Annotated in this window: 24 protein-coding genes; 3 read left to right on the top strand and 21 right to left on the bottom strand. The window is 66.8% G+C overall.

Annotated features, from left to right (window positions below):
- Positions 1-20: 20 nt before the first annotated feature.
- A complete protein-coding gene (locus ACJJV6_RS15955) occupies positions 21-185 on the bottom strand; it encodes a hypothetical protein (protein WP_009359107.1) in 165 nt (54 codons plus the stop codon).
- Positions 186-306: 121 nt separating this feature from the next.
- On the opposite strand from ACJJV6_RS15955, the gene map reads away from it, so the two are divergent.
- Both map and ppgK read left to right on the top strand, forming a co-directional pair.
- The gene (gene map / locus ACJJV6_RS15950) at positions 307-1,185 is read left to right on the top strand and encodes a type I methionyl aminopeptidase (RefSeq protein ID WP_009359108.1); all 879 of its coding nucleotides are present in this window, start codon (positions 307-309) and stop codon (positions 1,183-1,185) included.
- Between the two features lie 132 nt (positions 1,186-1,317).
- Positions 1,318-2,121, top strand: coding sequence for a polyphosphate--glucose phosphotransferase (gene ppgK / locus ACJJV6_RS15945; protein ID WP_009359109.1), 804 nt, complete (start codon positions 1,318-1,320; stop codon positions 2,119-2,121).
- Between the two features lie 98 nt (positions 2,122-2,219).
- Here ppgK and nrdR read toward each other — a convergent pair whose 3' ends face one another.
- The 3 genes from nrdR to ACJJV6_RS15930 all read right to left on the bottom strand — a co-directional run bounded on the left by nrdR (position 2,220) and on the right by ACJJV6_RS15930 (position 4,846).
- Positions 2,220-2,726 (bottom strand): transcriptional regulator NrdR, encoded by a 507-nt coding sequence (nrdR, locus tag ACJJV6_RS15940; RefSeq protein ID WP_009359110.1) that lies wholly within the window; start codon positions 2,724-2,726, stop codon positions 2,220-2,222.
- A gap of 132 nt (positions 2,727-2,858) precedes the next feature.
- The gene (hisD, locus tag ACJJV6_RS15935) at positions 2,859-4,229 is read right to left on the bottom strand and encodes a histidinol dehydrogenase (RefSeq protein WP_009359111.1); all 1,371 of its coding nucleotides are present in this window, start codon (positions 4,227-4,229) and stop codon (positions 2,859-2,861) included.
- Positions 4,230-4,309: 80 nt separating this feature from the next.
- Entirely contained in the window at positions 4,310-4,846 is a 537-nt protein-coding gene (locus tag ACJJV6_RS15930; RefSeq protein ID WP_009359112.1) for a hypothetical protein, read from the bottom strand.
- A 120-nt stretch (positions 4,847-4,966) separates the two neighbouring features.
- Between ACJJV6_RS15930 and ACJJV6_RS15925 the strand changes: the two genes are divergently transcribed.
- A complete protein-coding gene (locus ACJJV6_RS15925) occupies positions 4,967-5,467 on the top strand; it encodes a flavin reductase family protein (protein ID WP_009359113.1) in 501 nt (166 codons plus the stop codon).
- Positions 5,468-5,530: 63 nt separating this feature from the next.
- On the opposite strand, the gene dnaE is transcribed toward ACJJV6_RS15925, so the two are convergent.
- The 17 genes from dnaE to ACJJV6_RS15840 all read right to left on the bottom strand — a co-directional run bounded on the left by dnaE (position 5,531) and on the right by ACJJV6_RS15840 (position 26,048).
- Positions 5,531-9,088 (bottom strand): DNA polymerase III subunit alpha, encoded by a 3,558-nt coding sequence (gene dnaE / locus ACJJV6_RS15920; protein WP_354176257.1) that lies wholly within the window; start codon positions 9,086-9,088, stop codon positions 5,531-5,533.
- Positions 9,089-9,139: 51 nt separating this feature from the next.
- Positions 9,140-10,066, bottom strand: coding sequence for an RluA family pseudouridine synthase (locus ACJJV6_RS15915; protein ID WP_133352183.1), 927 nt, complete (start codon positions 10,064-10,066; stop codon positions 9,140-9,142).
- The gene (lspA, locus tag ACJJV6_RS15910; protein WP_009359115.1) at positions 10,059-10,631 is read right to left on the bottom strand and encodes a signal peptidase II; all 573 of its coding nucleotides are present in this window, start codon (positions 10,629-10,631) and stop codon (positions 10,059-10,061) included. The genes ACJJV6_RS15915 and lspA overlap by 8 nt, the downstream gene beginning before the upstream one ends.
- Positions 10,632-10,722: 91 nt before the next feature.
- Positions 10,723-11,415, bottom strand: a complete 693-nt coding sequence (locus ACJJV6_RS15905) for a DivIVA domain-containing protein (RefSeq protein ID WP_009359116.1) — start codon at positions 11,413-11,415, stop codon at positions 10,723-10,725.
- A gap of 172 nt (positions 11,416-11,587) precedes the next feature.
- Complete coding sequence (locus tag ACJJV6_RS15900) at positions 11,588-11,875, bottom strand: YggT family protein (RefSeq protein WP_009359117.1); 288 nt, start codon at positions 11,873-11,875, stop codon at positions 11,588-11,590.
- A 121-nt stretch (positions 11,876-11,996) separates the two neighbouring features.
- The gene (locus ACJJV6_RS15895; protein ID WP_009359118.1) at positions 11,997-12,527 is read right to left on the bottom strand and encodes a cell division protein SepF; all 531 of its coding nucleotides are present in this window, start codon (positions 12,525-12,527) and stop codon (positions 11,997-11,999) included.
- Between the two features lie 90 nt (positions 12,528-12,617).
- Positions 12,618-13,355, bottom strand: a complete 738-nt coding sequence (locus tag ACJJV6_RS15890) for a YggS family pyridoxal phosphate-dependent enzyme (protein ID WP_407709423.1) — start codon at positions 13,353-13,355, stop codon at positions 12,618-12,620.
- Positions 13,348-14,037, bottom strand: a complete 690-nt coding sequence (locus ACJJV6_RS15885; RefSeq protein WP_407709422.1) for a polyphenol oxidase family protein — start codon at positions 14,035-14,037, stop codon at positions 13,348-13,350. Before ACJJV6_RS15885 ends, ACJJV6_RS15890 begins: the two co-directional genes overlap by 8 nt.
- An 8-nt stretch (positions 14,038-14,045) precedes the next feature.
- Complete coding sequence (gene ftsZ / locus ACJJV6_RS15880; RefSeq protein ID WP_133352191.1) at positions 14,046-15,284, bottom strand: cell division protein FtsZ; 1,239 nt, start codon at positions 15,282-15,284, stop codon at positions 14,046-14,048.
- A 183-nt stretch (positions 15,285-15,467) separates the two neighbouring features.
- Positions 15,468-16,460 carry a cell division protein FtsQ/DivIB gene (locus ACJJV6_RS15875; RefSeq protein WP_407709421.1) on the bottom strand — a complete coding sequence of 331 codons (993 nt, stop codon included), beginning with the start codon at positions 16,458-16,460 and terminating at the stop codon, positions 15,468-15,470.
- On the bottom strand, positions 16,453-17,844 hold the full coding sequence (gene murC, locus ACJJV6_RS15870; protein ID WP_407709420.1) for a UDP-N-acetylmuramate--L-alanine ligase: 1,392 nt from the start codon (positions 17,842-17,844) through the stop codon (positions 16,453-16,455). Before murC ends, ACJJV6_RS15875 begins: the two co-directional genes overlap by 8 nt.
- Positions 17,841-18,941: an undecaprenyldiphospho-muramoylpentapeptide beta-N-acetylglucosaminyltransferase gene (murG, locus tag ACJJV6_RS15865; protein WP_407709419.1), complete on the bottom strand. Its 1,101-nt coding sequence runs from the start codon at positions 18,939-18,941 to the stop codon at positions 17,841-17,843. Before murG ends, murC begins: the two co-directional genes overlap by 4 nt.
- A 6-nt stretch (positions 18,942-18,947) precedes the next feature.
- Positions 18,948-20,285, bottom strand: a complete 1,338-nt coding sequence (gene ftsW, locus ACJJV6_RS15860) for a putative lipid II flippase FtsW (protein ID WP_009358618.1) — start codon at positions 20,283-20,285, stop codon at positions 18,948-18,950.
- Between the two features lie 2 nt (positions 20,286-20,287).
- The gene (gene murD, locus ACJJV6_RS15855; RefSeq protein ID WP_407709418.1) at positions 20,288-21,862 is read right to left on the bottom strand and encodes a UDP-N-acetylmuramoyl-L-alanine--D-glutamate ligase; all 1,575 of its coding nucleotides are present in this window, start codon (positions 21,860-21,862) and stop codon (positions 20,288-20,290) included.
- Positions 21,844-22,953 (bottom strand): phospho-N-acetylmuramoyl-pentapeptide-transferase, encoded by a 1,110-nt coding sequence (gene mraY, locus ACJJV6_RS15850; protein ID WP_133352199.1) that lies wholly within the window; start codon positions 22,951-22,953, stop codon positions 21,844-21,846. The genes murD and mraY overlap by 19 nt, the downstream gene beginning before the upstream one ends.
- On the bottom strand, positions 22,950-24,413 hold the full coding sequence (gene murF, locus ACJJV6_RS15845) for a UDP-N-acetylmuramoyl-tripeptide--D-alanyl-D-alanine ligase (protein WP_407709417.1): 1,464 nt from the start codon (positions 24,411-24,413) through the stop codon (positions 22,950-22,952). The genes mraY and murF overlap by 4 nt, the downstream gene beginning before the upstream one ends.
- A gap of 6 nt (positions 24,414-24,419) precedes the next feature.
- Positions 24,420-26,048, bottom strand: a complete 1,629-nt coding sequence (locus ACJJV6_RS15840) for a UDP-N-acetylmuramoyl-L-alanyl-D-glutamate--2,6-diaminopimelate ligase (protein ID WP_407709416.1) — start codon at positions 26,046-26,048, stop codon at positions 24,420-24,422.

The following is a 26,048-nucleotide window of genomic DNA, read 5'->3' as shown; positions in this document are numbered from 1 at the left end:
CGGGCAGGGCGGGCCTGCCGTCAGTCGTCGTCGTCCTTTTCCCATGCCTCGTTGCGGGCCCGGACCTTCTCAAGGGCGTGTTCGGCCTCTTCCCGCGTCCGGTAGGGCCCGATCAGCTGGCTCCAGTCAGAGAGCCGGTCCTCTTCCACCTCGTGGGTTTTGATGTTGTACCAGTACTCAGTCATCGTTGCTCCCGTTCCGGCAGGCAGGGAAGCTGCGGCGTGACCCGCGTAACACAAATGCATACGCGCGCCCGCCACGGCTCCCGGTTGTTAGGCGTTCTGTGGTGCCTTATATGATCAATCTATGCCTTCCCTTGCCTCCACTGCACCCATCGGCACCCTCACCCCCGGTACCGTAGGCCCGCAGCGTCCCGTCCCGGCGTCCATCCCCCGTCCGGAGTATGTCGGCAGGCCCGCCCCCGCCAAATTCACGGGGTCCGAGGTGAAGTCGGCCGAGACAATCGAGAAGATCCGGATCGCCGGAAAAATCGCGGCGCAGGCCATCGTTGAGGTGGGCAAGCACATCCAGCCCGGCGTGACCACGGACCAGCTGGACAAGGTGGGCCACGAGTTCCTCCTGGACCACCAGGCCTACCCCTCCACCCTTGGCTACCGCGGATTTCCGAAGTCGCTGTGCTCCTCGCTGAATGAGGTCATCTGCCATGGCATCCCGGACAGCACGGTGGTCCAGGACGGCGATATCCTCAACATCGACATCACTGCCTACATCAACGGCGTCCACGGCGACACCAACCACACCTTCCTGGTGGGCGATGTGGACGAGGAGTCCCGCCTGCTGGTGGAACGCACGCAGGAGTCGCTGAACCGGGCCATCAAGGCAGTAGCCCCCGGCCGCGAGATCAACGTCATCGGCAGGGCCATCCAGTCCTATGCCAAGCGGTTCGGCTACGGCGTGGTCCGCGATTTCACCGGCCACGGCGTGGGCGAAGCGTTCCACACCGGACTGATCATTCCCCACTACGACGCAGCCCCGGCCTACAGCACCGTGATCGAGGCCGGCATGGTGTTCACCATCGAGCCGATGCTCACGCTGGGCACCGTGGAGTGGGACATGTGGGCGGACGACTGGACGGTTGTCACCAAGGACCGCAAGCGCACGGCCCAGTTCGAGCACACGCTGCTGGTCACCGAATCCGGCGCCGAGATCCTCACCCTGCCCTGAGTGCCGCGCTTATGCCTGGCGCGCCCACACCCCTGATGAACTGAACCACCGGCCCCTGGCCGGACATTAATTCCGGGGCCGGCCACCGGCCGCCCCTTTCCTGCCCGCACCTGCCACGAACGGAAACCCATTTTGGCCAAGAAGGACGAGAAGTCGCACAAGAACGCCCCGCTGATCGGCATCGACATCGGAGGCACGGGAATCAAGGGCGGCATTGTCGACCTCAAGAAGGGCAAGCTGGTGGGTGAACGGTTCCGGGTGCCCACGCCGCAGCCTGCCACCCCCGAGGCCGTGACGGAGGCCGTGGCCCTGGTGGTTGCCGAACTGTCGGCCCGCCCCGAGGCGCCCGCCGCCGGTTCCCCGGTCGGCGTCACCTTTCCGGGCATCATCCAGCACGGCGTGGTGCACTCCGCGGCCAACGTCGACAAGAGCTGGCTGGACACCGATATCGACGCCATGCTCACCGCACGCCTGAACCGGCCGGTCGAGGTCATTAACGACGCCGACGCCGCCGGCCTGGCAGAGGCCCGCTACGGGGCCGGCGCTGGCGTCGGCGGCACCGTCCTGGTGATCACCCTCGGCACGGGCATCGGCTCAGCCTTCATCTTCGACGGCAAGCTTGTCCCCAATGCCGAACTGGGCCACCTGGAAATCGACGGCTTCGACGCCGAGACCAAGGCCTCCGCGGTGGCACGTGAGCGGGATGGCCTGTCCTGGGACGAGTACAGCGTGCTCCTGCAGCGCTACTTCTCCCACGTGGAGTTCCTGTTCTCCCCCGAACTGTTCATCGTGGGCGGCGGCATCTCCAAGCGCGCCGACGAGTACCTGCCCAAGCTGAAGCTGCGCACCCCGATTGTTCCCGCAGTCCTTCGGAACGAGGCAGGCATCGTGGGCGCCGCCATCGAGATCGCCCTGAAGCACAAGCTGGCAAAGTAGACGGTTAAGACAGGACGCCCCTTCCGGTACCGGAAGGGGCGTCCTGTCTTATGTGCCGGTGGCGGCTGCGGCTTCCCCTCCGCTGCGGCCACCGGAGATTAGAGGGGGCTTTTCTCAGTACCCTTGGCGTTCTTCGCCGGCGTGCCCTTGGCGTCCTGCTCGGCCTCGTGGCGCAGCAGGGAGATGGCAGTCTCGAAATCCTCGAGGGATTCGAAGGCCTGGTAGACGCTGGCGAAGCGCAGGTATGCCACCTTGTCCAGCTTCTGCAGCGGGCCAAGGATGACGAGGCCGACCTCGTGCGCGTCGATCTCCGCTGCGCCGGAGGCGCGGATCTGCTCCTCGACTTCCTGGGCAAGCAGTGCGAGGTCGTCCTCGCTGACTGGCCGGCCCTGGCAGGCCTTGCGCACGCCGTTGATCACCTTGCTGCGGCTGAAGGGCTCGCCGACGCCGGAACGCTTGATGACGGAAAGGCTGGTGGTTTCCACGGTGGTGAACCGGCGGCCGCACTCGGGGCATTGCCGGCGCCGCCGGATGGCCGAGCCGTCGTCCGCCATGCGGCTGTCCACCACGCGGGAGTCGGGATTGCGGCAGAACGGACAGTACACGGTGTCCCTCCCTCGCATTGTCCCGCTGCCGGGAATTTCCCAATGAGCGCGCGGAAGATCCGCGCTGTAGCGTCTTCCAGTTTACGGGCACATGTAGCGTAATAACAAGCCTGTAATTACTAGATGTAGTGCTCAGTCCTCCGCGAAACGGGCAGTGACGGCGTCTCCGTGAGCCGGAAGATCCTCCGCGCGGGAGAGATTCACGATGTGGCTGCTGACTTCCTTGAGCGCATCCCGGCTGTAGTTGACCACTTGGATGGCGCGCAGGAACGTGGTCACGTTAAGGCCGGACGAGAACGCAGCGGTGCCGCTGGTGGGAAGCACGTGGTTGGAGCCGGCGCAGTAGTCTCCCAGGCTGACCGGGCTGTAGTCCCCCACGAAGATGGCACCGGCGTTGCGGATCCGGGCGGCGACAGCGGACGCGTCGCGGGTCATGATCTCCAGGTGTTCGGCGGCGTAGGCGTCGCAGGCGGCAACGCCCTGGTCGAGGCCGTCCACCAGGACGACGCCGGACTGGGGGCCGGCGAGGGCCTCGCGCACCCGGTCCGCGTGCTTGGTGGCCGCCGCCTGCCGGTCCAGTTCGGCGCGCACTGCGGAGGCGAGGTCCTCCGAATCGGTGATGAGCACAGAGGCGGCCTGGGGGTCGTGTTCGGCCTGGCTGATCAGGTCCGCGGCAACGAGGGCGGGCTGGGCGGAGGAATCAGCCAGGATGGCAATCTCCGTGGTGCCGGCCTCGGAGTCGATTCCGACCACGCCTTTGACCAGGCGTTTGGCAGTGGCGACGAAAATATTGCCCGGTCCCGTCACCACATCCACCGGTTCCAGTGCGGGACCGGCGGGCGTTTCCGCGATGCCGTAGGCGAAGGCCGCGATGGCCTGGGCCCCGCCGATCGCGTAAACCTCGGTGATGCCGAGCAGCGCTGCCGCAGCAAGGATCGTGGGGTGGGGCAGGCCGCCGAATTCCTTCTGCGGGGGTGACGCGAGGGCAATGGACTCCACCCCGGCGGCAAGCGCCGGAACCACGTTCATGATCACCGAGGACGGGTAGACGGCCAGGCCGCCGGGCACGTACAGCCCAACCCGCGCCACGGGTACCCAGTTCTGGCTGACCACGGCGCCGTCACCGAGTTCCACGTCAACGTTGCGCGGGCGCTGCCCGTCCGCGAACCTGCGTGCTCGGCTGATGGATTCCTCGAGGGCTGCGCGCACCGCCGGGTCCAGCTGTTCCAGTGCTGCGGCGAGGGCTTCCTGCGGAACCAGGGGGTGCTCCTGGCGGACGCCATCGAAGCGGAGCGCCAGCTCGCCGAGGGCGTCGAAGCCGCGCTCCCGGACAGCGGCAATGATCTGCAGGACCTTTTCTTCGGCATCTGCAACAGTCTGGCCCTTGGCCCGGGGCACGGCAGCGCGCAGGCCCGCCAGGGCCAGGTTTTGTCCGCGGACGTCAATGGTGCGAAAGTTCACAGCGGCAGTGGCGGGGGCGGGAAACTCCGAAGAAATGGTCACCGGACCATTTTACGGGACCCGTTCATTTTACGGGCCGGGGCGGACGGGTGCCGCTGCCGGCGGGCGCTTTCGTGCGACCGTTACGGTGCTGTACGGCCCGGGGCGGGAGCGGCCGCGTCGGCGCCACTGCCAGGTTTCTTTCCCAGCAGATCCTGCAGTTCCAGCACGAAGACGGAAATTGCCGCGGCCGCCGGCCACAGCAGCAGCACCGGCAGCGCCCGGAGCGAGAAGGCGATGCTTGCGTTGGCGGAGGCGTCCACTGCCGGACCCCACAGCATGGCGGACAACATGCCGGCCTGCCAGGCCAGGAGGCTGCCGGCAAGGGCGCCGCCGAGCCCCAGCAGCAGTGCCGCCTGCGGGTTGGCGCGCTTCTTGTCTGCGAGGAAGACGCCCAGCACGCAGCCGGCAACAACCATGATGGCGGCAAGGGTCAGGTCGCGTGGCAGCCAGACCGCCGGGTTGGTCCCGGCCGCGAGGCCGGGATCCCTGGTGATCAGGTTCAGGCCGCCGGGAGCGAGCAGCCACCACAGGATGCCCGCGGGGACGCCCGCCGCCGCCGGGACCGCCAGCAGGGTCAAGGGCAGCCGCGACGACGTCCGGCGGGAAAGTTTGACCATGCAACAAACCTTAACAAACGTTCCGGCGGCGCGGCGCGCAGAACAGGTCCGGCGATTCCCCCGTGGAGCCTGCGGACAATACCCTTGGAGGGAAGCACCCATCCATGTCAGGAGTTTTCGGTGGCCGACAACAGCGCGCCCTTCGAGCAGACGTTCCGGGAAATGTTCCGGCGCCATGCCGCCGGGGTTGCCATCATCACGGTGAACTACCAGGACGAGCCCTACGGGTTCACTGCGACGTCGGTGGCGTCGCTGTCAGCCAGGCCGCCCCGGTTCACATTCAACATGGCCCGCAGCTCCAGGTCCTGGCCGGCGGTGGCCAACACGCAGTACCTGGGTGTCCACATGCTGGGGCTGGAGAACCAGGAGCTGGCCGCCCGCTTTGCCAGCCCTGGCAACCGCTTCGAAGGCAACCACTGGGAGATCGGGCCGCACGGCGTGCCCATCCTGAAGGACGTTGCCGGCTGGCTGATCGGCGAGGTGCAGATGCGGCTCTCCTTCGAGAACAACGCCGTGGTGGTGGTCCAGGTGGTTGATGGCCAGGTGGGCGGCGAAGGGTCGCCTTTGCTGTACCACGGCGGCGCTTACGGGCAGCCGATGCCCCTTGACTACGAGATCTGACGCTTCCCGCCGCGGGCCGCGGACGACGGCGGGACGTGCGGCCCGCCGTCGTCCGCGGTTTCGTCAGGCGTCCAGGCAGGCCGGGCCGAGCAGGACTTTCAGGTCGCCGAACAGGGACGGGCTGGGGTTCACCCGCAGGTGCACGGGCAGGGCCATGACCTCCGTGCGGGTATCGCCCTGCAGGTGCAGGCGGACTTCGGAGTTGCCCCGGTGGGTGCGCAGCACGTCGCCCAGTTCGGTGACCACTGCCTCCGTGGCCTTGTGCGTGGGCATGGTGATCACCAGGGGACCGTTCATGCCCTCGCTCAGGTCAGGGACCGAAAGCTCCATGCAGTTCAGCGTGACGGCGCCGTCGTCGCGCTTCTGCAGCCGGCCCTTGACCACCACGATCAGGTCCTCGGCCAGCACCGATGCGATGGGACCGTAGACCTGGCCGAAGAACATCACTTCCATGGAACCGCCCAGGTCCTCAACCTCGGCCCGGGCGTAGGCGTTGCCGCTGGCCTTGGCGATCCGGCGGCTCAGGGACGTGATCATCCCGGCGATGGTGATGATGGCGCCGTCCTGCGGCCCGTCCTCCCCCAGCACCGAGGTGATGCTCATCTCCGCGTGCTGGCTGAGGAGCCCTTCGAGGCCCTGCAGCGGGTGGTCCGAGACGTACAGGCCCAGCATGTCCCGTTCGAAGGACAGCTTGTCCTTCTTCTCCCACTCCGGCAGGTCCGGGATTTCGATGCTGAGGGACGACTCCGACTCGGCCTCCCCGATCCCGGCAAAGAGGTCGAACTGGCCGATCGCCTCGTTCCGCTTCAGGGTGATGACCGAATCGATGGCCTCTTCGTGGACCATGGCCAGGGCGCGTCGGGTGTGCCCCAGTGAATCGAAGGCGCCTGACTTGATCAGCGATTCGATGGTGCGCTTGTTGCAGACCACCGCCGGAACCTTCATCAGGTAGTCCTTGAAGGACGTGTAGGCGCCCTCGCTTTCGCGGGCCGCCACCATGGCCTCCACCGCGTTGACGCCGACGTTCCGGATGGCCCCCATGCCGAAGCGGATGTCGTTCCCCACCGGGGTGAAGTTCAGGGCGGATTCGTTGACGTCCGGCGGAAGCACCGTGATGCCCATGCGCCGGCACTCGTTGAGGTAGATGGCGGACTTGTCCTTGTCGTCACCCACAGAGGTGAGCAGCGCGGCCATGTACTCGGGCGCATAGTGCGCCTTGAGGTACGCGGTCCAGTACGAGATCACGCCGTAAGCGGCCGAGTGGGCCTTGTTGAAGGCGTAGTCGGAGAATGGCAGCAGGATGTCCCACAGGGTCTTGACGGCCTCCATCGAGTAGCCGTTGTCCTGCATGCCCTGGGAGAAGCCGGCGAACTGCTTGTCCAGTTCGGACTTCTTCTTCTTGCCCATGGCACGGCGCAGGATGTCGGCCTGGCCCAGGGTGTAGCCGGCCAGCTTCTGCGCCACCGCCATAACCTGCTCCTGGTACACGATCAGGCCGTAGGTTCCGCCCAGGATCTCGGCCAGCGGTTCCTCGAGTTCCGGGTGGATCGGGATGACTTCCTGGATGCCGTTCTTGCGCAGCGCGTAGTCGGTGTGGGCGTTGGCGCCCATGGGACCGGGCCGGTACAGGGCCAGCACGGCGGAGATGTCCTCGAAGTTGTCAGGCTTCATGAGCTTGAGCAGGGACCGCATGGGGCCGCCGTCGAGCTGGAACACGCCCAGGGTGTCGCCGCGGGCCAGCAGCTCGTAGGAGGCGGCGTCGTCCAGCTCGAGGTTTTCGAGGTCCAGGTCGATGCCGCGGTTCATCTTGATGTTCTCGAGGGCGTCGGAAATGATCGTCAGGTTCCGCAGGCCCAGGAAGTCCATCTTGATCAGGCCCAGTCCCTCGGACGTGGGGTAGTCGAACTGGGTGATCACCTGTCCGTCCTGGAACCGGCGCATGATCGGGATGACGTCGATGATCGGGTCGGAGGACATGATCACGCCGGCGGCATGGACGCCCCACTGGCGCTTCAGCCCTTCGATGCCGAGCGCGGTTTCAAACACCTTCGCGGCTTCGGGATCCGTGGCGATCAGCTGGCGGAAGTCGCCTGCCTCGCTGTAGCGCTTCGCTTCCGGGTTCTGGATGTCGGCGAGCGGAATGTCCTTGGCCATGACGGCGGGCGGCAGCGCCTTGGTGAGCTGTTCGCCCATGCTGAAGGGGTAACCCAGGACGCGGGAGGAGTCCTTGAGCGCCTGCTTGGTCTTGATGGTGCCGTACGTGACGATCATCGCCACGCGCTCGTCGCCGTACTTCTTGGTCACGTAGTCGATGACCTCGGGCCGCCGCCGGTCATCGAAGTCGACGTCGAAGTCGGGCATGGAGACACGGTCGGGGTTGAGGAAGCGTTCGAAGATCAGGCCGTGACGCAGGGGGTCGAGGTCGGTGATGCGCATGGCGTAGGCCACCATGGAACCGGCGCCGGAACCACGGCCCGGACCTACCCGGATGCCGTTGTTCTTGGCCCAGTTGATGAAGTCGGCCACCACCAGGAAGTAGCCCGGGAAGCCCATGGAGGTGATGACGCCCAGCTCGTAGTCGGCCTGCTTGCGGACCTCATCCGGCACGCCTTTCGGGTAGCGGTACTGCAGGCCCTTGTCGACTTCCTTGACCAGCCAGGAGGTCTCGTCCTCGCCGGGCGGGCAGGGGAACCGGGGCATGTAGTTGGCGTCCGTGTTGAAGGACACCTCGCAGCGTTCGGCGATCAGGAGGGTGTTGTCGCAGGCTTCCGGGTGGTCGCGGAAGAGTTCGCGCATCTCCTGCGGGGACTTCAGGTAGTAGCCGCTGCCGGAGAAGGCGAAGCGCGAACCGCCGTTGTCATAGGTCGGTTCCAGCAGGGTGGAACCGGACTGGATGGCCAGCAGCGCCTCGTGGGCTTTGGCGTCGTGCTCGTGGGTGTAGTGGAGGTCGTTGGTGGCCACCAGGGGAAGGTTGAGTTCCTTGGCGAGCCGCAGCAGGTCCCCGGTGACCCGGCGTTCGATATCCAGGCCGTGGTCCATCAGTTCGCAGAAGTAGTTTTCGGCGCCGAAGATGTCCCGGAACTCGGCGGCCGCCTCCAGCGCTTCGCGGTACTGGCCCAGCCGCAGCCTGGTCTGCACTTCCCCGGACGGGCAGCCGGTGGTGGCGATGAGGCCCTCGGAGTAGGTGTTGAGCAGCTCGCGGTCCAGGCGCGGCCACTTGCCGAAGACCGAGTCCAGCGACGCGATGGACGAGGCCCGGAAAAGGTTCCGCATGCCCACGTTGTTATAGCTGAGCAGGGTCATGTGGGTATAGGAACCACCGCCGGAGACGTCGTCCTTGCGCTGGGACTCGTCCCCCCAGCGGACGCGCTCCTTGTCCGTGCGGGCCGTACCGGGAGTCACATAGGCTTCAACGCCGATGATGGGCTTGATGCCCTTGGCCTGGGCCTTCTGCCAGAAGTCGAAGGCGCCAAACAGGTAGCCGTGGTCGGTGGTGGCCAGCGCGGGCATGCCCAGGCGTTCGGTTTCATCGAACAGCTCCCCCAGGCGGGCCGCTCCATCCAGCATTGAATATTCGGTGTGGGTGTGCAGGTGGACAAACGAATCATTGCTGGAAGTCACCGCACTATTCTAAGCGCTGGCCTCCGGCCGCCCGTGTCATGCCCGCCAGTGTCAGGCCCGTCCGGAGCCCAGGACCTCAAGGGCGTATGCGAGGTCCTGCGGATAGTCGCTGGTGACCCTGATCCGCTCCCCCGTGCCCGGGTGGTCGAAGGCAAGTTCGCGGGCGTGCAGCCACTGCCTGGTCAGGCCCAGGGTGGCGGCGAGCCTGGGATCGGCGCCGTACGTCAGGTCCCCGGCACAGGGGTGCCGCAGCGCGGAAAAGTGCACGCGGATCTGGTGGGTCCGGCCCGTTTCGAGGTGGATTTCCACCAGGCTGGCCTTGCCGAATGCCTCGATCACCTCGTAGTGCGTCACGGACTCCCGGCCGTCCTCGATCACGGCGAACCGCCAGTCGTGGCCGGGGTGCCGGCCGATGGGGGCGTCGATAGTGCCGGTCAGGGGGTCGGGCAGGCCCTGCACCACGGCGTGGTACACCTTGTCCACGGTCCGTTCCTTGAAGGCACGCTTCAAGGCCGTGTAGGCCCGTTCGGTCTTGGCCACCACCATGACCCCGGATGTTCCGACGTCGAGGCGGTGCACGATGCCGGCGCGTTCAGGCGAGCCGGAGGTGGAGATGCGGTATCCGGCGCCTGCGAGGCCGCCCACCACGGTGGGTCCCACCCAGCCCGGGGACGGGTGGGCGGCAACGCCCACGGGTTTGTCGACGACGACGAAATCATCGTCGTCAAGCAGGATCTTCAGGCCTTCCACAACTTCCTCCACGACTTCAAGCGGGTCCCGCCGTTCCGGGATACTGACGTCCAGGACGTCCCCCGCTGCCAGCTTTGCCGATTTGCCCAGGGCCTTGCCCCGGCTCACCACATGGCCTTCCGCTATCAGGGTCGCCGCGACGGACCGGGACACGCCCAGGATTCCTGCCAGCCCGGCGTCGGCCCGGGAGCCGGCGTATTCCTCGGCAACGACGTACCGCTCAGGCATCGCCGGACTTCTCCTTGCGCTCCGCGGCTACGCGGGTGCCGTCCAGTGCCACCCCGCGCAGGGTCAGGATGCAGATGATGGCGACGGCGGATACAACGGCGGAGTCGGCGATGTTGAAGATGGCGAAGTTGGGAAGCTGGATGAAGTCGACCACGTGCCCCATGCCGAAGGACGGCTCCCGGAACAGCCGGTCGGTAAGGTTGCCCAGCGCCCCGCCCAGGAGCAGGCCCAGGGCCAGGGCCCACCATTTTGAGCCCAGCTTCCGGATCTGGAAGACGATGGCGACGGCCACCACGGCCATGATGATGGAGAACACCCAGGTGACGTTCTCGCCGATGGAGAACGCCGCGCCGGAGTTGCGGATGAAGTACCAGTGGAGCAGCGGCGGGAAGACCGGGATCCGTTCCCCTTCCACCATGGTGGAGGTGACCCACAGCTTGGTCAACTGGTCCAAAACGTAGGCAAAGACCGCGAACCCGGCGAAGAGGGACAGCAGCACGGCCCGGCGGGGGCGTGGTGAGGGCGGGACAGGGCGTGCAGCGTCTGCAGCGAGTTCGTCAGTCATGGTGCTTTCATTCGTAAAACAGGTGTCAATGCCGAAAGCCGGCGGCCGAGGAATCCTCAGCCACCGGCTTTCAGAATACGTGCTTGACGGACTAGTTGGCTTCGCTTACTTCCGGCGTAGCCACTGACCCGCGGGCGTCGAGGTCGCGGAGCTGGCCTTCGATGTAGGCCTTCAGGCGTGAGCGGTAATCGCGCTCGAAGCCGCGGAGCTGCTCCACCTTGCGCTCCAGGACGGACCGCTGCTGCTCGAGGGCACCGAGGATCTTGCGGGACTTTTCCTGGGCGTCGTTGACGAGGCTGCTGGCTTCGATCTGCGCCTCGGCGATGATCTTGTCCTTCTGCGCCTGGCCGTCAGCAACGTGGCGGTCGTGCATCTGCTGTGCCATGGCCAGCAGGCCTGCGGCAGATTCGGCGGACGGCGTGGCGACGGCGGCCTGGCCGGCGGGAGCGGGGGCGGCAGCAACCGGAGCGGGAGCCTGGGCTTCCTTCTTCTTGGCAGCTTCGGCGGCCTTGGCTTCTGCCTCGGCCTTTTCGCGTGCCTCGTCCTTGTCGGACTTGACGGGCGCGGGGACCTTCTCCACCACGGGGGCGGCTGCGGCGCTGGCAGGAACGCTGGAACCGGCTTCGGCGAGCTTCTTGCGGAGCTCGTCGTTCTCCTGGTTCAGGCGGCGGAGCTCCACGACGATCTCGTCCAGGAAGTCGTCAACTTCATCCTGGTCGTAGCCCTCACGGAACTTGGTCGGCTGAAAGCGCTTATTGACAACGTCTTCTGGCGTCAAAGCCATCTGGTCACCTCACTGGTCTGGTTAGTCAGTAGGCCTTCCGGCCGTCGAAACTACGGTACCTAAATTTGGTCTGCTTACTCTAATTCAACACTGCAGTGTCAAACGCGAGTTTCTACGCTTCACAGTAACTGTTCCCGCGGGTCCAGGCTGCGCTGCTGGTTCTTTTGGTAAATCAGGCGAGTCCCCGCGTGATTCCCATGGCGATGCTTACGGCAATGAAGAGGATCAGGAATCCCAGATCCAGTGAGATTCCGCCCAGGCGGAGGGGCGGAATCAGCCGGCGCAGGACCTTCAGGGGCGGATCGGTGATGGTGTACACGGCGTGCGCGGCCACCAGGGCAGCCCCGCGCGGCCGCCACTCCCGGGCGAACATCTGGACCCAGTCGTAGACCAGGCGGATGATGAGGGCCACAAAAAACAGCAGGAGCGCGAGATAGACAAGTCCGAAAACAATTCCCATGACTTAATTCATATCTCCATGTCCATTGTGGGTACGGCAGTTTGCTGCCGATGCTTCCCGTCTATTTCAGCACAGATGCCAGACAGGTGTCCCTGCCTGGCATCCGGATCCTGCCTGATGGTCAGCTCTGGTTGAAAAAACTGGCCGTGTTGTCGCTGGCCTTCTTGTCGTCGCCGATGACTTCGACGTACGACGGCGACAGCAGGAAAACCTTGTTGGTCACCCGTTCGATGCTTCCGCGCAGCCCGAACACGAGTCCCGCGGAGAAGTCCACCAGGCGCTTCGCATCCGCTTCACCCATGTCGGTGACGTTCATGATCACCGGAATGCCGTCCCGGAAGCTCTCGCCGATGAGTTTGGCGTCATTGTAGGAGCGCGGGTGGATGGTGGTGATCTGGCGCAGGCCGCCGGTTTCTTCGCGGCTCGAAGCCGCTCGCTTGATGGGGGTCACTGGGGCGCGGTATTCCTCTTCAGGGGTGTAGGACGCTTCGCGGCTGACCTCGCGGACGGGTGCGGGTGCACGGCGCTCCTCGCGGTCAACTTCCATCGTTTCGTCCTCATCCTTACGTGCGGTCTGTTGCTCGGACTCGTAATGCTCATCGCCGTCGGCGAGCCCAAGATAGATCATTGTCTTGCGCAGAGCGCCGGCCATGGTCGACTCCTATTCGTGTCCCGTACGCGGGCCGTCCAATGACTCGACAGCATTGGGGTCCCCCGCCCATCACTTCCAACAGGACCGACGCTACCCCACCGCGGGACGTGATCCGAGAATATCGGAACCGATCCGCAGGTGTGTCGCCCCGAACTTGATGGCTGCCTCCAGGTCCTGGCTCATGCCTGCCGAGATGCCCGTGGCCGCCGGGTGCTCCGCCACCAGCTGCGCCGAAACGCCAGCGAGCTTCTCGAAGGCAGGCTCTGGCGCGGCGCCGAGCGGGGCCACCGCCATCACGCCAGCGAGGCGCAGGCCGTCGGCCGCCGCGATCTGTTCTGCCAGCCGGGGAACGTCGGCGGGGACGGCACCGCCGCGGTGCGCACCGGCGTCGTCCTCGAGGCTGACCTGGATGAAGCAATCCAGCGGAGCCCGGCCTGTGCTTGCCCGTGCCGCGGAAACGGCTTTAGCGAGGGCCTCCGCCAGCTGGGGCCGGTCCACGGAGTGGACCGCGGCGGCATAGCGTGCCACCGATTTGGCTTTCTTGGTCTGCAGCTGGCCCACGAAGTGCCAGGTGAGCCCGCAGTCTGCCAGTTCCGCGGCCTTGGCGGCCGCCTCCTGGTCCCTGTTCTCGCCGACATCGGTGACGCCAAGCGCTGCGAGCCGGCGGATGTCCGCGGCCGGGTGGAATTTGGTGACCACGATCAGCGTGGGCAGGCGGTCCTCCCGGCCTGCGGCCGCTGCGGCTGCCTCGATGCGCCGCCGGACCACGGCAAGCCGCCCGGCCAGCTCGGCAGTGCGGGAATCCCCTGCCTCCGGCGCGTCAGTCATGGCACCACACCAGTCCCGCGAACCTGCCGGTGTTCCGGTTGCGACGGTAGGAGAAGAGCGACTCTGTCTCCAACGTGCATGCTCCGGTGTACGCCACCTCCACGCCTGCCTGCTCCAGCTGGCTGCGCGCCCCGGCCGGCAGGTCCAGTCCGGGGGTGCCCCAGGACGTGGTGCTGCGGGTGGCGGGCACTTCCGCCGCCACCTCTTCCTGTAGTGCGGCGGGAACTTCGTAGCAGCGTCCGCAGATGGAGGGACCCAGCCAGGCCCGGACAGCGCCGGCGCCCAGCGACTTCATGCTCTCCAACGCTGCCGGGATGACCCCGTTGGCGATTCCCGGACGGCCCGCGTGGACGGCCGCGAGGACGGGACCGTCCGCGGATTCGGCTGCAAGCAGCACGGGGATGCAGTCCGCCACCATCACAGCCAGCGGGACTCCGCGGGAGACCATGGCGTCCGCCTCAGGCGTTGCCGTACCCGGCTCCATGAGGGCCACGGCCGTGCCGTGGACCTGGTTCATGAAGCGGAGTCCGGCCGGCGCCACGCCCATGGACCGCTCAAGCCCGGCACGGCGCTGCTGCACCAGGGCAGGATCGTCCCCGACATGCAGCGCGAGGTTGCCCGCGTCCGTATTCGTGAATGCGGCCGACACCCCGGGCAGGATGTCGGCGCGCCAATGGAACAAGCCGGGGCCTACTTCAGGAAGTCGGGGACATCCAGGTCATCCGGGTGGTTGCCGGTGAGGTCCGGCTCCACCACGGAAGGAAGGTCGACGTCGAACCCGGAGTCTGCGGGGACGGCGGACGGACGCTGCTGGCCCCAGCTGCTGAGGCCTGCGGCACCAACACCGGCATGGACGGGCTGGGCGCTGGGCTGATGGTTCCCGGCCGACGGCGCCTGCGCGGGTGCCGGCGCTGCGGAAGGCGCGGCCGGGCGCTGCGGAGCCGCCTGCGGCTGGGACTGGTCCATCGACGGCGAGGTCGCCTTGACGTCGTCGAACCCGGCGGCGATAACGGTGACGCGCGCCTCGTCACCCAGGGCGTCGTCGATGACGGCGCCGAAGATGATGTTTGCCTCGGGGTGGGCAACTTCCTGGACCAGGCGGGCGGCTTCGTTGATTTCGAACAGGCCGAGGTCCGAGCCGCCCTGGATGGAGAGCAGCACGCCGTGGGCGCCGTCGATGGAAGCTTCGAGCAGCGGGGACGCGATGGCGAGTTCCGCGGCCTTGACGGCACGGTCCTCGCCGCGGGCGGAACCGATGCCCATGAGGGCGGAACCGGCGCCCTGCATGACGGACTTGACGTCCGCGAAGTCGAGGTTGATCAGCCCGGGGGTGGTGATGAGGTCCGTAATGCCCTGGACACCGGAGAGCAGCACCTGGTCCGCCGAGCGGAAGGCGTCCAGGACCGAGACGTTGCGGTCGCTGATGGACAGCAGGCGGTCGTTCGGGATCACGATCAGCGTGTCCACTTCGTCGCGGAGGGCGTCGATGCCCGCTTCTGCGGATCCGGCCCGGCGGCGGCCCTCGAAGGTGAAGGGACGGGTGACAACACCGATGGTCAGCGCGCCAAGTGAACGTGCGATGCGGGCGACGACGGGTGCGCCGCCCGTGCCGGTGCCGCCGCCTTCGCCGGCGGTGACGAAGACCATGTCCGCGCCGCGGAGCACTTCCTCGATCTCGTCAGCGTGGTCCTCGGCCGCCTGCTTGCCGACCTCGGGATTGGCTCCCGCACCCAGGCCACGGGTCAGCTCGCGGCCAACGTCCAGCTTGACGTCGGCATCGCTCATGAGCAGGGCCTGGGCGTCCGTATTGATGGCGATAAATTCAACGCCCCGGAGGCCGACCTCGATCATGCGGTTGACTGCGTTCACGCCACCGCCGCCGATGCCGACGACTTTGATGACGGCCAAGTAATTCTGCGGAGCTGCCACGTTACGTGTCCCTTGTTCGTGTTTATTGCGAAAACTGATGGAGAGCTTGAAGCCTGAAACCTTAACCTTCGACTTGAAGGTTATAGTTATGTCAAGTAACTCATGTCTGTGACGGTATTTCCTCTGGTTCCCACATTCAATAACCGGGTCCGCGTGTCGGATTAATACCGGAAAGAATGCCGGTCACCGCGTCACCGGGTGCCGGGGCACGCTGACGTCGTACACCTTGACCGGGTTTTTGGGGTCGGCTGGAACCTTGAGGAGCGCCTCCAGGACTTTAGCCTTAAGTTCCTTCTCCGAAGCGTTCCCCCAGATGATGGTTTGGCCGTCCACGAGCTTGAGCTCAACCGCGTCCACGGACTGTGCCGAGGCATTGCTGAGCTTGGCCAGGACATCGGCCGGCAGCGCACCCAGGACGGCCGCCGTGGCGCGGAACAGGTCCTGGCCGATCGTCCCGGCACCACCGTCAATCACCGGCAGGGAGACCGAGGCGGGATCGGCAGTGGCGGCCAGTTGCACGCCTTCCACGTCCACCAATTGGTACTGCTCCCCCTGCTTGACCAGCGCCACGGGCACGCGCTCCCGCACGGCAACGGCCAGTCCCGACGGCGGCCGCGCTTCGGCCGAGACGGACTTCACCTGGACCAGCGGCTCAAGCAGCCGCCCCACTTCCTCGTCTGTGATTTGCGGCAGGGGCTTGCCCCGCAACGGCTCCAGGGCGCCCTGCACCTGCCCAGGGGTCAGCAGCCGCGTGCCGGAGACCGAGATGGATTCCAGTGCCAGCACGGGCGAGTAGACGGCTCCCGCCAGCAGCCCGGCAACGAGCGCCACCACGGCTGCTACCACCATGAGCAGGTTCCTCTTGCGCCGCTTTCCCTTTGGTTCAGGAAATGCCAGGACGTTCGGGGCCCCGCCGGCCGGCTCTGCGGGCTTGTCCTTCCGGAGCCCGGGGAAACGGAGCTTGCCCTCACCGGCCGGTTTTGCGGCCCTCGCGGGTTTTTTGGCTGCGGCAGGCTTGTCCGGCGCTGTTTCCGGAAGGCTGCGGGATGCGGAGATAACGTCATCGCCGCCCATATCCAGCCGCCCGGAAGCCGGCGTGTTCTTCCCGCCGGGGCCGGTGGCTGTGCTCCCCGTCCTTCCGGCGGGCCGGTAGGTGGGCCGGCGCGAGCTAGGCACGCAGGGCCTCGACGATCAGCGGGCCGTACGCGGTGACGTCACCGGCGCCCGCCGTCAGGACGATGTCGCCTTCCTTCGCCGCGTCGGCGAGGGCTGCCACAGCGTCGGACGCCGGAACCAGCCTCCCGCCTGCGCCCAAATGGTCGGCGATGAGCTGGCTGGAAACGCCGGGAATCGGGTCTTCGCGGGCGGGGTAGATATCCAGTACCAGGGCGGTATCGGCGAGGTTGAGGGCCTCGGCGAACTCCCGGGCGAATTCCTGGGTCCGTGAAAACAGGTGCGGCTGGAAGAGCACATGGACTTTGTGCTCCCCTGCCACCGACCGCGCTGCCGTCAGGGCGGCGCGGACTTCGGTGGGGTGGTGCGCGTAGTCATCGAAGACCCGGACGCCCCTGGCGGATCCCTTCAGTTCAAAGCGCCGGGCCGCCCCGGAGAAGTCAGCCAGTGCAGCGGCCGCAGCGGCGGGTTCAACGCCCAGTTCGAGGGCCACGGCGAACGCGGCGGCGGCGTTCAGCGCATTGTGCCGCCCCGGCACCTGCAGCGAAAGTCCGTGGCGGCCCGCGGGTCCGGACACCCACACCTTGCCGGGACCGTCGTCGTGCAGTACCAGGTCCGAACCGGCACGGGTGCCGTACAGGACCACGCGGGTGTTGCCGCGCTCCCTGGTCCTTTCGGCAAGGGCCAGCGCCCCGGCGTCGTCGGCGCAGGCAACCAGCACGCCGTCCGCGGGCAGCAGTGCGGTGAAACGGTCAAAGGATTCATAGACCGCCTCCGCCGTACCGTAGTGGTCCAGGTGGTCAGGCTCAACGTTGGTGACCACCGCGATCCGGGGCCGGTAGTTCAGGAATGAACCGTCGGACTCGTCGGCCTCGGCGACGAAGATTCCGGAGCTCCCGTGCGCGGCATTGACACCGAGGGCAGGCACGTTGGCACCGATCGCGAACGAGGGATCCAGCCCTGCACCCTGCAGCAGGACGGTGACCATGGACGTGGTGGTGGACTTGCCATGGGTTCCGGCCACCGTGACCACGAGGTCCTCCCCCATGGTGGCGGCAAGCGCCTCGGAGCGGTGCAGCACGGGCAGGCCTGCCTGCCTGGCGGCAGCAAGCTCCGGGTTGTCTGCGCGGATCGCCGAGCCGGCCACCACCGTCTGCGCGTCGCCCAGGTTGGCAGCGTCGTAGCCGACGGCGATGCGGGCACCCGCCGCGGCCAGGTCCGCCATGACCGGAAGGTCCTTGGCGTCCGAGCCGCTGACGGGGACACCGCGGGCCACCATGATCCGCGCCACGGCGGACATTCCGACGCCGCCGACGCCAATGAAGTGGACCTTGCCGAGGGATTCCAGGCTGCCCGGGGATTCGAGGCCGGCGTTGTGGGGGTTCATGCAGTTACCGCTTCCAGGATGAGACCAGCCATGCGCTGGTCGGCGTTTCGAATGCCGAGCCGGTAGGAATTGGCCGCCATGGTGGCGAGCCGTTCCTTGTCGGTGACCAGCGGTATCAGCTCCCGGGCGACGTAGCCGGCGTTGAAGTCCCGGTCCGGAACCAGCAGCGCGCCGCCGGCCGCCACGAGGCCCGCGGCATTCAGTGCCTGTTCCCCGTTGCCGATGGGCAGCGGCACCAGGACGGCAGGGACTCCTACCGCGGCTGCTTCGCAGACAGTTGCGGCTCCCGACCGGGCCAGCAGCACGTCGGCGGCGGCGTAGACAAGCTCCATGCCGTCGACGTATTCCACCTGACGGTAGCCGTCGGCCGTGATCGGCTTGCCGGCGTCGTCCACGACCGACTTGCCGCGCCCGGTGATGTGCAGGGTCTGGATGCCGGCGGCTGCCAGTTGCCCGACTGCGCCGCCGATGGTCCGGTTGATGCTCTGGGCGCCTGAGGAACCTCCGGTCACGATCAGGGTGGGTTTGTCCGGGTCAAGTCCCAGTGCCGCCCTGGCGGCGGGCCGTGCTGCAGACCTGTCGAGGGAGGAAATCCCGGTGCGCATGGGCATGCCGACGTGCACCGCATGCGGGAGCGGCGTGCCGTCGAAGGCGACCGCGACCCGCTTTGTCAGCATCGCCCCAACCCTGTTTGCCAGGCCGGGCCGTGCGTTCGCCTCGTGGATCACGATGGGGATGCGCCGCTTCCGGGCAGCGAGGTACATCGGGGTGCAGACGTATCCGCCGACGCCCACCAGGACGTCCGCCTGCGCCTTGTCGAGGATGGCGCCCGCCTGGCGCACGGCCCCGGCCAGGCGTCCCGGCAGCCGGACCAGGTCCACGGAGGGTCTCCGGGGGAACGGCACGCGGTCAATGGTGGCAAGTTCCACCCCTGCGGCCGGGACAAGCCGGGTTTCCATCCCGGAGGGTGTTCCGACGGCGAGCAGGGCAGCATGCGGGGAGGCACTCCGCACCGCTGCTGCGATGGCCAGGAGTGGGCTGATGTGGCCGGCTGTTCCGCCGCCCGCCAGGACGATCGAGGGGGTTTTCGGAGTCATCTCGGATCAGGCACGCTTTCTTGCAGTCTTCTTCTTCGCAGCAGCCCCGCGGCTCCTGCCCTTGAACTTCAGCATCTTCTTGGGGCGGATGGCGGGCGCCATCTGCTCCCGGGCCAGCGACAGCACCACGCCGACGGCGCAGAGCGACATCAGCAGGGCCGAACCGCCATAGGAGATGAAAGGCAAGGGCACGCCAATGACGGGCATCAGCCCGGTGACGACGGCCATGTTGACGGTCGCCTGGCCCAGCAGCCACACCATGATGGTTCCGGCAAGGACCCGGTGGAACATGTCCTCCTGGGCCACCACCACGCGGTAGATGGCCGCGCCGAGGATCGCAAACAGGATCAGGACGACGACGGTGCCCACCAGGCCGAGTTCCTCGCCGATGATGGCGAAGATGAAGTCGTTGTGGGCTTCCGGGATCCAGCTGTACTTTTGCCGGCTCTGGCCGAGTCCCACGCCGAACCAGCCGCCGGAGGCCAGTCCGTAGAGGCCGTTTGTTGCCTGGTAGTTGGCGTCGATGCCGTCGGCACAGGATTCACCGGTCCACCAGGACGTGATGCGGCAGACCCGGTTGGAGCTGGTCACGGCCATGACGGCCGTTCCGGCGGCCGCCGCCAGGCCGGCGATGCCGAAGAGGTAGAGGGGCGCCCCGGCGAAGAACAGCGCTGCAGCGGTGATCATCATGATGATCATGGCGGTGCCGAGGTCGTTGCCCACCAGGACCAGGACAATAACCGCGGCCGCCATGGGGACGGCGGGAATGGCAACGTGCTGCCAGCGGCTCAGAAGCCGGCCCTTGATGGCCAGTACCGTTGCCATCCAGAGGGCGAGAGCAAGCTTTGACGCCTCGGACGGCTGGAAGGTGATGCCGCCCAGGTCGATCCAGTTCTTGTTGCCGTTGACCTCGGCGCCCACCAGCTGGACCAGGACCAGCAGCGCCAGGGCAATGCCGATCGCCGGCCAGGCGAGCCGCTTCAGCCAGACCACATTGATGCGTGAAAGCACGAACATGGTGAAGATGCCGATGGCAGCAAACATGCCCTGCTTCAGGGCATCGCCGTAAGGCGACTTGCCCGCTGCGATGGACTCGACGCTGGAAGCGGAAAGGACCATCATGATCCCGATTGCCGTCAGGGCAAGGGTGGAGCCCAGGATGAGGTAGTACGTGGAGCCGTTCCGGGAGGTTCCGTTGCCCTCGAGGGCGGACCAGAACCTGCGGTACGCATTCCGCAGTTTGCGGGGCAGGGTTGCCTGCCGGCTTGCGGACGTTGCGGAGGAGCCGGGGCCGGGCGTGCGGACCTGTCGTTTGGCTGGCGGCCGGGTGGGCGTGCTGGCCATTCTTACTCCTCGCCGGTCTGTCCCTGCCCTTCCACCAGCCCGCGGACAGCTGCGATGAATGTGTCACCACGGTGAGCATAGGAAGAGAACTGATCCATGGAAGCAGCTGCCGGAGCCATCAGCACTGTGTCGCCGGAGGCGGCCTGCCGGGCGGCGGACGCAACGGCCAGCGACATTACCTGTTCCCCGGACAAGGGGGAACCTGATTCGTCGGCACCCGCTGCGGCAGTCTGCACTTCTTCAGTGTCGCCCGGTACGGCCTCGATCACCGGGACATCCGGCGCGTGTCGCTGGAGGGCGGCGGTGAGGACCGAGGTGTCCTTGCCGATCAGCACCACGGCTTTCAGCCGGGAGGCGTGCTCACGCACCAGGTCGTCATAGGAGACGCCCTTCGACAGGCCCCCCGCTATCCAGACCACATTGGTGAAGGCGGCAAGGGAGGCCGAGGCCGCGTGTGGGTTGGTGGCCTTGGAATCGTTGACCCAGAGTACGCCGTTGTGGCGGGCCACGGGCTGGATGCGGTGGTCCCCGGGGATGTAGTCCCGGATGCCCTGCCGCACGGCGGCTGCATCCACCCCGTAGGCACGGACCAGTCCGGCGGCAGCGAGGGCGTTGGCCACCATGTGGCGGGGCGCGAAGGCGCCGAGGTCCTTCATCGACGCGAGCTCGGCCGCGCTGTCCTTGCGTTCCTCGATGAAGGCCCGGTCCACCAAGAGCCCTTCAACCACGCCGAGCATGCTGATGGCGGGCGTGACCGTGGTGAACCCGATGGCCCGGCATCCTTCCACGACGTCGGCGTTCTCCACCATGCGCTCGGTCTCAAACTGTTCAGCGTTGTACAGGCAGGCTTTTTGGGTCTGCTCGTAGACCTTTGCCTTGTCCGCCAGGTATGAGTCGTACGAGCCGTGCCAGTCCACATGGTCTTCGGCGACGTTGAGGCAGACGCTTGCCACCGGGGAGAGCGATTCGGCCCAGTGCAGCTGGAAGCTGGACAGTTCGACAGCGAAGACGTCGTACTCCACGGGGTCCCGGATGGCATCGAGGATGGGCGTGCCCACGTTTCCCACGGCGATGGCTTTGAGGCCGGCCGCGCGGAGCATCGACTCGGTGAGGCCCACCGTTGTGGTCTTCCCGTTGGTGCCGGTGATGGCGAGCCAGTCGGCCGTCTTCCGGCCTTCCCTGGTCCGTACCCGCCAGGCAAGTTCCACGTCGCCCCAGACGGGGATGTGGGCACGGGCCGCGGCAGCGAGGAGCGCCTGGTCGGGCCGCCAGCCCGGCGAGGTGACAATGAGCTCCGGAAGTTCGCCGTCGATCCGGGGGATCCGGGTGACTGCGTCCTCCCCCAGCAGGACATCGGCTGCGCCGACGATCTTCAGGGTCTCGGCATGGGCTTTGGCTTTCTCGGTGGTGGCGGCGTCCACCACCACCACGCGGGCACCCAGTTCGATCAGGGTGTCGGCCGCAGCGAAGCCGGAAACGCCGATGCCGGTGACGGCCACGCGCAGGCCGCTCCAGTCGGAGTCCCAGGAAACGAGGTTCTGCAGGCGGGGGGAAACGGTCACAGCAATACAACCCATTCAGCGTAGAAGATGCCAAGGCCCACGGCCACGAACAGTCCGCCCAGGATCCAGAAACGGACCACCACCGTCACTTCCGCCCAGCCCTTGAGTTCGAAATGGTGCTGCAGCGGTGCCATTTTGAAGACGCGTTTGCCTCCGGTGGCCTTGAAGTAGCCCACTTGGATGATGACGGACAGGGTGATCAGGACGAAGAGGCCGCCGATGATTCCAAGCAGCAGTTCGGTCCGGGACAGGATGGCGAAGCCGGCGATGGCGCCGCCGATGGCAAGTGATCCGGTGTCGCCCATGAAGATCTTGGCCGGTGAAGTGTTCCACCAGAGGAAGCCCACCAGGGCCGCGCTCATGATGGCCGCCAGCAGCGCGAGGTCAAGGGGGTCCCGCACGGAGTAGCAGCCGCTGCCGGCTTCCCTCGGGGAACCACAGGCCTGGTTGCTTTGCCAGATGCCCATCAGGGTGTAGGCGCCGAAGACCATGACGGAAGCACCGGCCGCCAGCCCATCGAGGCCGTCCGTGAGGTTGACGCCATTGGTGGCGGCCGTGACGATCAGGTTGGACCAGATCACGAAGAGGATGGCGCCCAGGACGGTTCCGCCGAAAGCCAGGTCCAGCCAGGGCAAGTCCCGGACCAGCGAGATCTTGGTGGACGCCGGCGCCAGGCCGTCCTCGTTCGGAAAGTTGAGGGCCAGCACGGCAAAGATGATGCCCACCGCGGCCTGCAGGATGAGTTTTGCCTTGGCGTTGAGGCCCAGGCTGCGTTGCCGTGAGATCTTGATGAAGTCGTCAAGGAAGCCGACGAGCCCCATCCCCACCATCAGGAAGAGCAGGATGAGGGCTGACGCGGATGGACCGGGTGAGTCCGGATTCATCATGAACATAATGAGGTGGGTGAGTCCGTAGGCCAGCAGGACTGCTGCCACCACAACTGTTCCGCCCATGGTGGGTGTTCCGCGCTTGGTGTGGTGCGAGGTAGGACCGTCGTCGCGGATGAACTGGCCGTAGCCGCGGCGGACCAGGAGCCGGATAAAGAGCGGTGTTCCCACCAGGGCGCACAGCAGGGCGAGCCCGGCGCCGATCAAAAGTGCAATCACAGCAGAGTGCTCCTTTCATCGGCGGGTTGGCGGGTTGGGGGTAATGCTATCCGATCGCCCAAATGGCGCAGTCCCACGCTGTTGGAGGACTTGAACAGCACAAGATCGCCGGGCTGGAGTTCCGCGTTCAAAAGTTCGTAGGCTTCCTCGGCGGTCTCCGTGAAGATGCATTCGTCCCCCCAGGACCCTTCCTGCACGGCGGAAACGTAGAGCGGACGCGCTTCGCGGCCCACCACTACGAGCCGGGAGATGTTGAGCCGGACCACCTGGGTGCCAACGGCGGTGTGTTCCCGGATGGAGTCGTCCCCGAGTTCAAGCATGGCGCCGAGGACGGCCCACGTGCGCCGCCCGCGCCCCAGGTCGGCAAGGGTCCGGAGGGCGGCCCGCATGGATTCAGGGTTTGCGTTGTAGGCGTCGTTGATGACGGTGACGCCGTCGGCACGCTCGGTCCGTTCCATCCGCCAGCGGCTGGCGGCCGTCTGGCTGCTCAGCCCGGAGGCGATGTCCGCGCCGGGGATGCCTGCGGCGAAGGCCGCGGCAGCCGCTGCAAGGAGGTTGCCCGTGTGGTGGGAGCCGATGAGGCGGCTGGAGACGTGGTGCGGCCCGTCACCGTCCGGCAGCAGGAGGTCGAACTCCGGATTGCCGCCGGCGTTGGTGTCCGCATTGAGGGCCTGGACGGCGGCGTCGTCGCGACCTTCGGCGGAGAAGCCGAGCACCTTAGCCGTGGTGCGGCTGCGCATCGCGGCCACCCTGTCGTCGTCGAGGTTGATGATGGCCGTTCCGGCGGCGGAAAGGCCTTCTACCATCTCGCCCTTGGCGAGGGCAATGTTCTCCACTCCCCCGAATTCGCCGGCATGCGCGGTCCCGACGCCGAGGACAACCCCGATGTCAGGCTTGACCATCTCAGCCAGGTAGCGGATGTGTCCGATGCCGGTGGCACCCATCTCGATCACCAGGTAGCGGGTGTCGGTGTCCGCACGGAACACGGTGAGCGGCACTCCGACCTCGCCGTTGTAGGACCCCTGCGGCGCCACGGTGTTGCCGTGGGCCGAGAAAATTCCGGCAAGCAGGTCCTTGGTGGTGGTCTTTCCGGCGGAGCCGGTGATGCCCACCACTGTCAGTTTCCCGCCTGCTGCAGCCCTCGCCGCACGGATCCTGCGGACGGCCTCTGCCGCCAGCGCACCCATTGCCAGGACGGCGTCGGGAACCAGGATGGAGGGGTATGGAAGCCCATCCGGCCCGGCCACGGGCCGCTCGGCAAGGGCCAGGACAGCCCCGGCTTCAAAAGCGGCCGGGAGGAAGTCGTGGCCGTCCGCGAACTCGCCCGGCTTTGCGACGTAAAGCGAACCTGTTGTGGCTTCGCGTGAATCCGTAACCACCGTAAGGGGCGTGATTCCGGGATCGGCGTCCAGGCGCCCGCTGGTGATTTCGGCGATCTCCGCCGCAGTAAATGCAATCATCTCGGTCTAGGACTCTATCCGGTCGTCTTGGAGAACGTTGAATCCCCTGGCTGTCAAGGCGCTCCGCAGTTCCACCCGGTCATCGAGGGCAAGGTTGACGCCCTTCACTTCCTGCCAGACCTCGTGGCCGCGTCCTGCAACAAGAATGGTGTCCTGCGGCCGCGCAAGCTCCACTGCCCGGCGGATCGCCTCGTCACGGGGAAACACCTCCAGCAGCTCGCACGTCAGGCCCTCGCTGGCCTTCTCCTCCTGCGCCCCGGCCAGGACGTCCCGGCGGATGGCGGCCGCGTCCTCGTCGTGGGGGTCGTCGTCGGTGACGATGACGGTGTCCGCAAGCCGCGCCGCGATGGCACCCATTGCCGGCCGCTTGCCCTGGTCCCGCTGCCCGGTGGCGCCGAAGACCACGATGAGCCGGGAATCCGGCTGCGGCGAACGGACCGCCTCCAGGGCCCTTGCCAGCGCATCGGTGTTGTGTGCGAAGTCCACCACCGCAGCCGGTTCCTCGGAGATCAGCTGCATGCGGCCGGGGACCGCCACGGTGAAGGGATCCGCGGCGTCCAGGGCTGCCTGCAGGTCCGCGGGTTCAACGCCGGACTGGAGCACCATGAGTGCCGCGAGGGCGGCGTTGGCCACGTTGAAGCTTCCGGGAAGGCCGGTGTGGAGGCGCAGTTCGGTGCCCTGTGGACCGTGAAGCGTGAACTCCGTGCCCAGTCCGCGCGGGGACGCCGAGGCGACTGTCCAGTCCGCGGCAGTCCCCGGCACGGTGCCGAGGGTGGTGACCGGCACCGCCGTGGCGCCGGCAAGGCGCCGGCCCCAATCGTCGTCGACCGTCACAACAGCCTTGCGTGCCCGGCCGGGCGTGAACAGCTCAGCCTTGGTGGCGAAGTAGTCGTCCATGGTGTGGTGCAGGTCGAGGTGGTCCTGCGTGAGGTTGGTGAAGCCGGCGACGTCGAACATCAGCCCGTCCACCCGCTGGTAGGAGATGGCGTGGGAGGAAACCTCCATGGCAGCGGCGGCCAGTCCCCGTTCGCGCATCAGCGCCAGCAGCCCGTGCACGTCGGTCGACTCCGGTGTGGTGAGCAGGCTTGGAATGGGGTCGCCGCCGGCAAGGATCTCGATGGTGCCGATCAGCCCGGCCTGCTTGCCGAGGGCGGCCAGCAGGGAGGTGATGAAGTACGTCGTGGTGGTCTTGCCGTTCGTGCCGGTGACACCGAACAGCTGCAGGGACCGGTCGGCACCTGACTGGCTGCGGTAGATCAGGGCAGACAACGGCCCCACCACATTGCGCGGGGCGTCCACGACCAGCACGGGCACCGGCGTATCGGCGGACAATGCCAGCATCCGCGCCCCGGCCTCGTCCGTCAGCACCGCCACCGCCCCGTCCTCGATTGCCTGGGCGGCGAAATCGGCGCCATGGCGGGCAGCACCGGGAAGCGCAACGTAGAGATCGCCAGGTTCCACTGCCCGGGAGTCAAGGGAGATGCCGGTCACTGATGTTTCCGCATCAGGTCCGGGAACGCTGACGCCCACAGCGTCACCAATGCTGCCGAGCGGCAGCGCCTCCACGGCCGAAGGCCGGAACCGGGCATTGGTGGCAGGAGCGGCGCTGTCCTGGGGCGGGGTGAACTCAGACAA

This window comes from Arthrobacter nitrophenolicus (genome assembly GCF_045833485.1).
Classification (GTDB): domain Bacteria; phylum Actinomycetota; class Actinomycetes; order Actinomycetales; family Micrococcaceae; genus Arthrobacter; species Arthrobacter nitrophenolicus.
The sequence above is the reverse complement of the archived record's forward strand: the minus strand, read 5'-3'. Positions and strand labels throughout refer to the sequence as shown.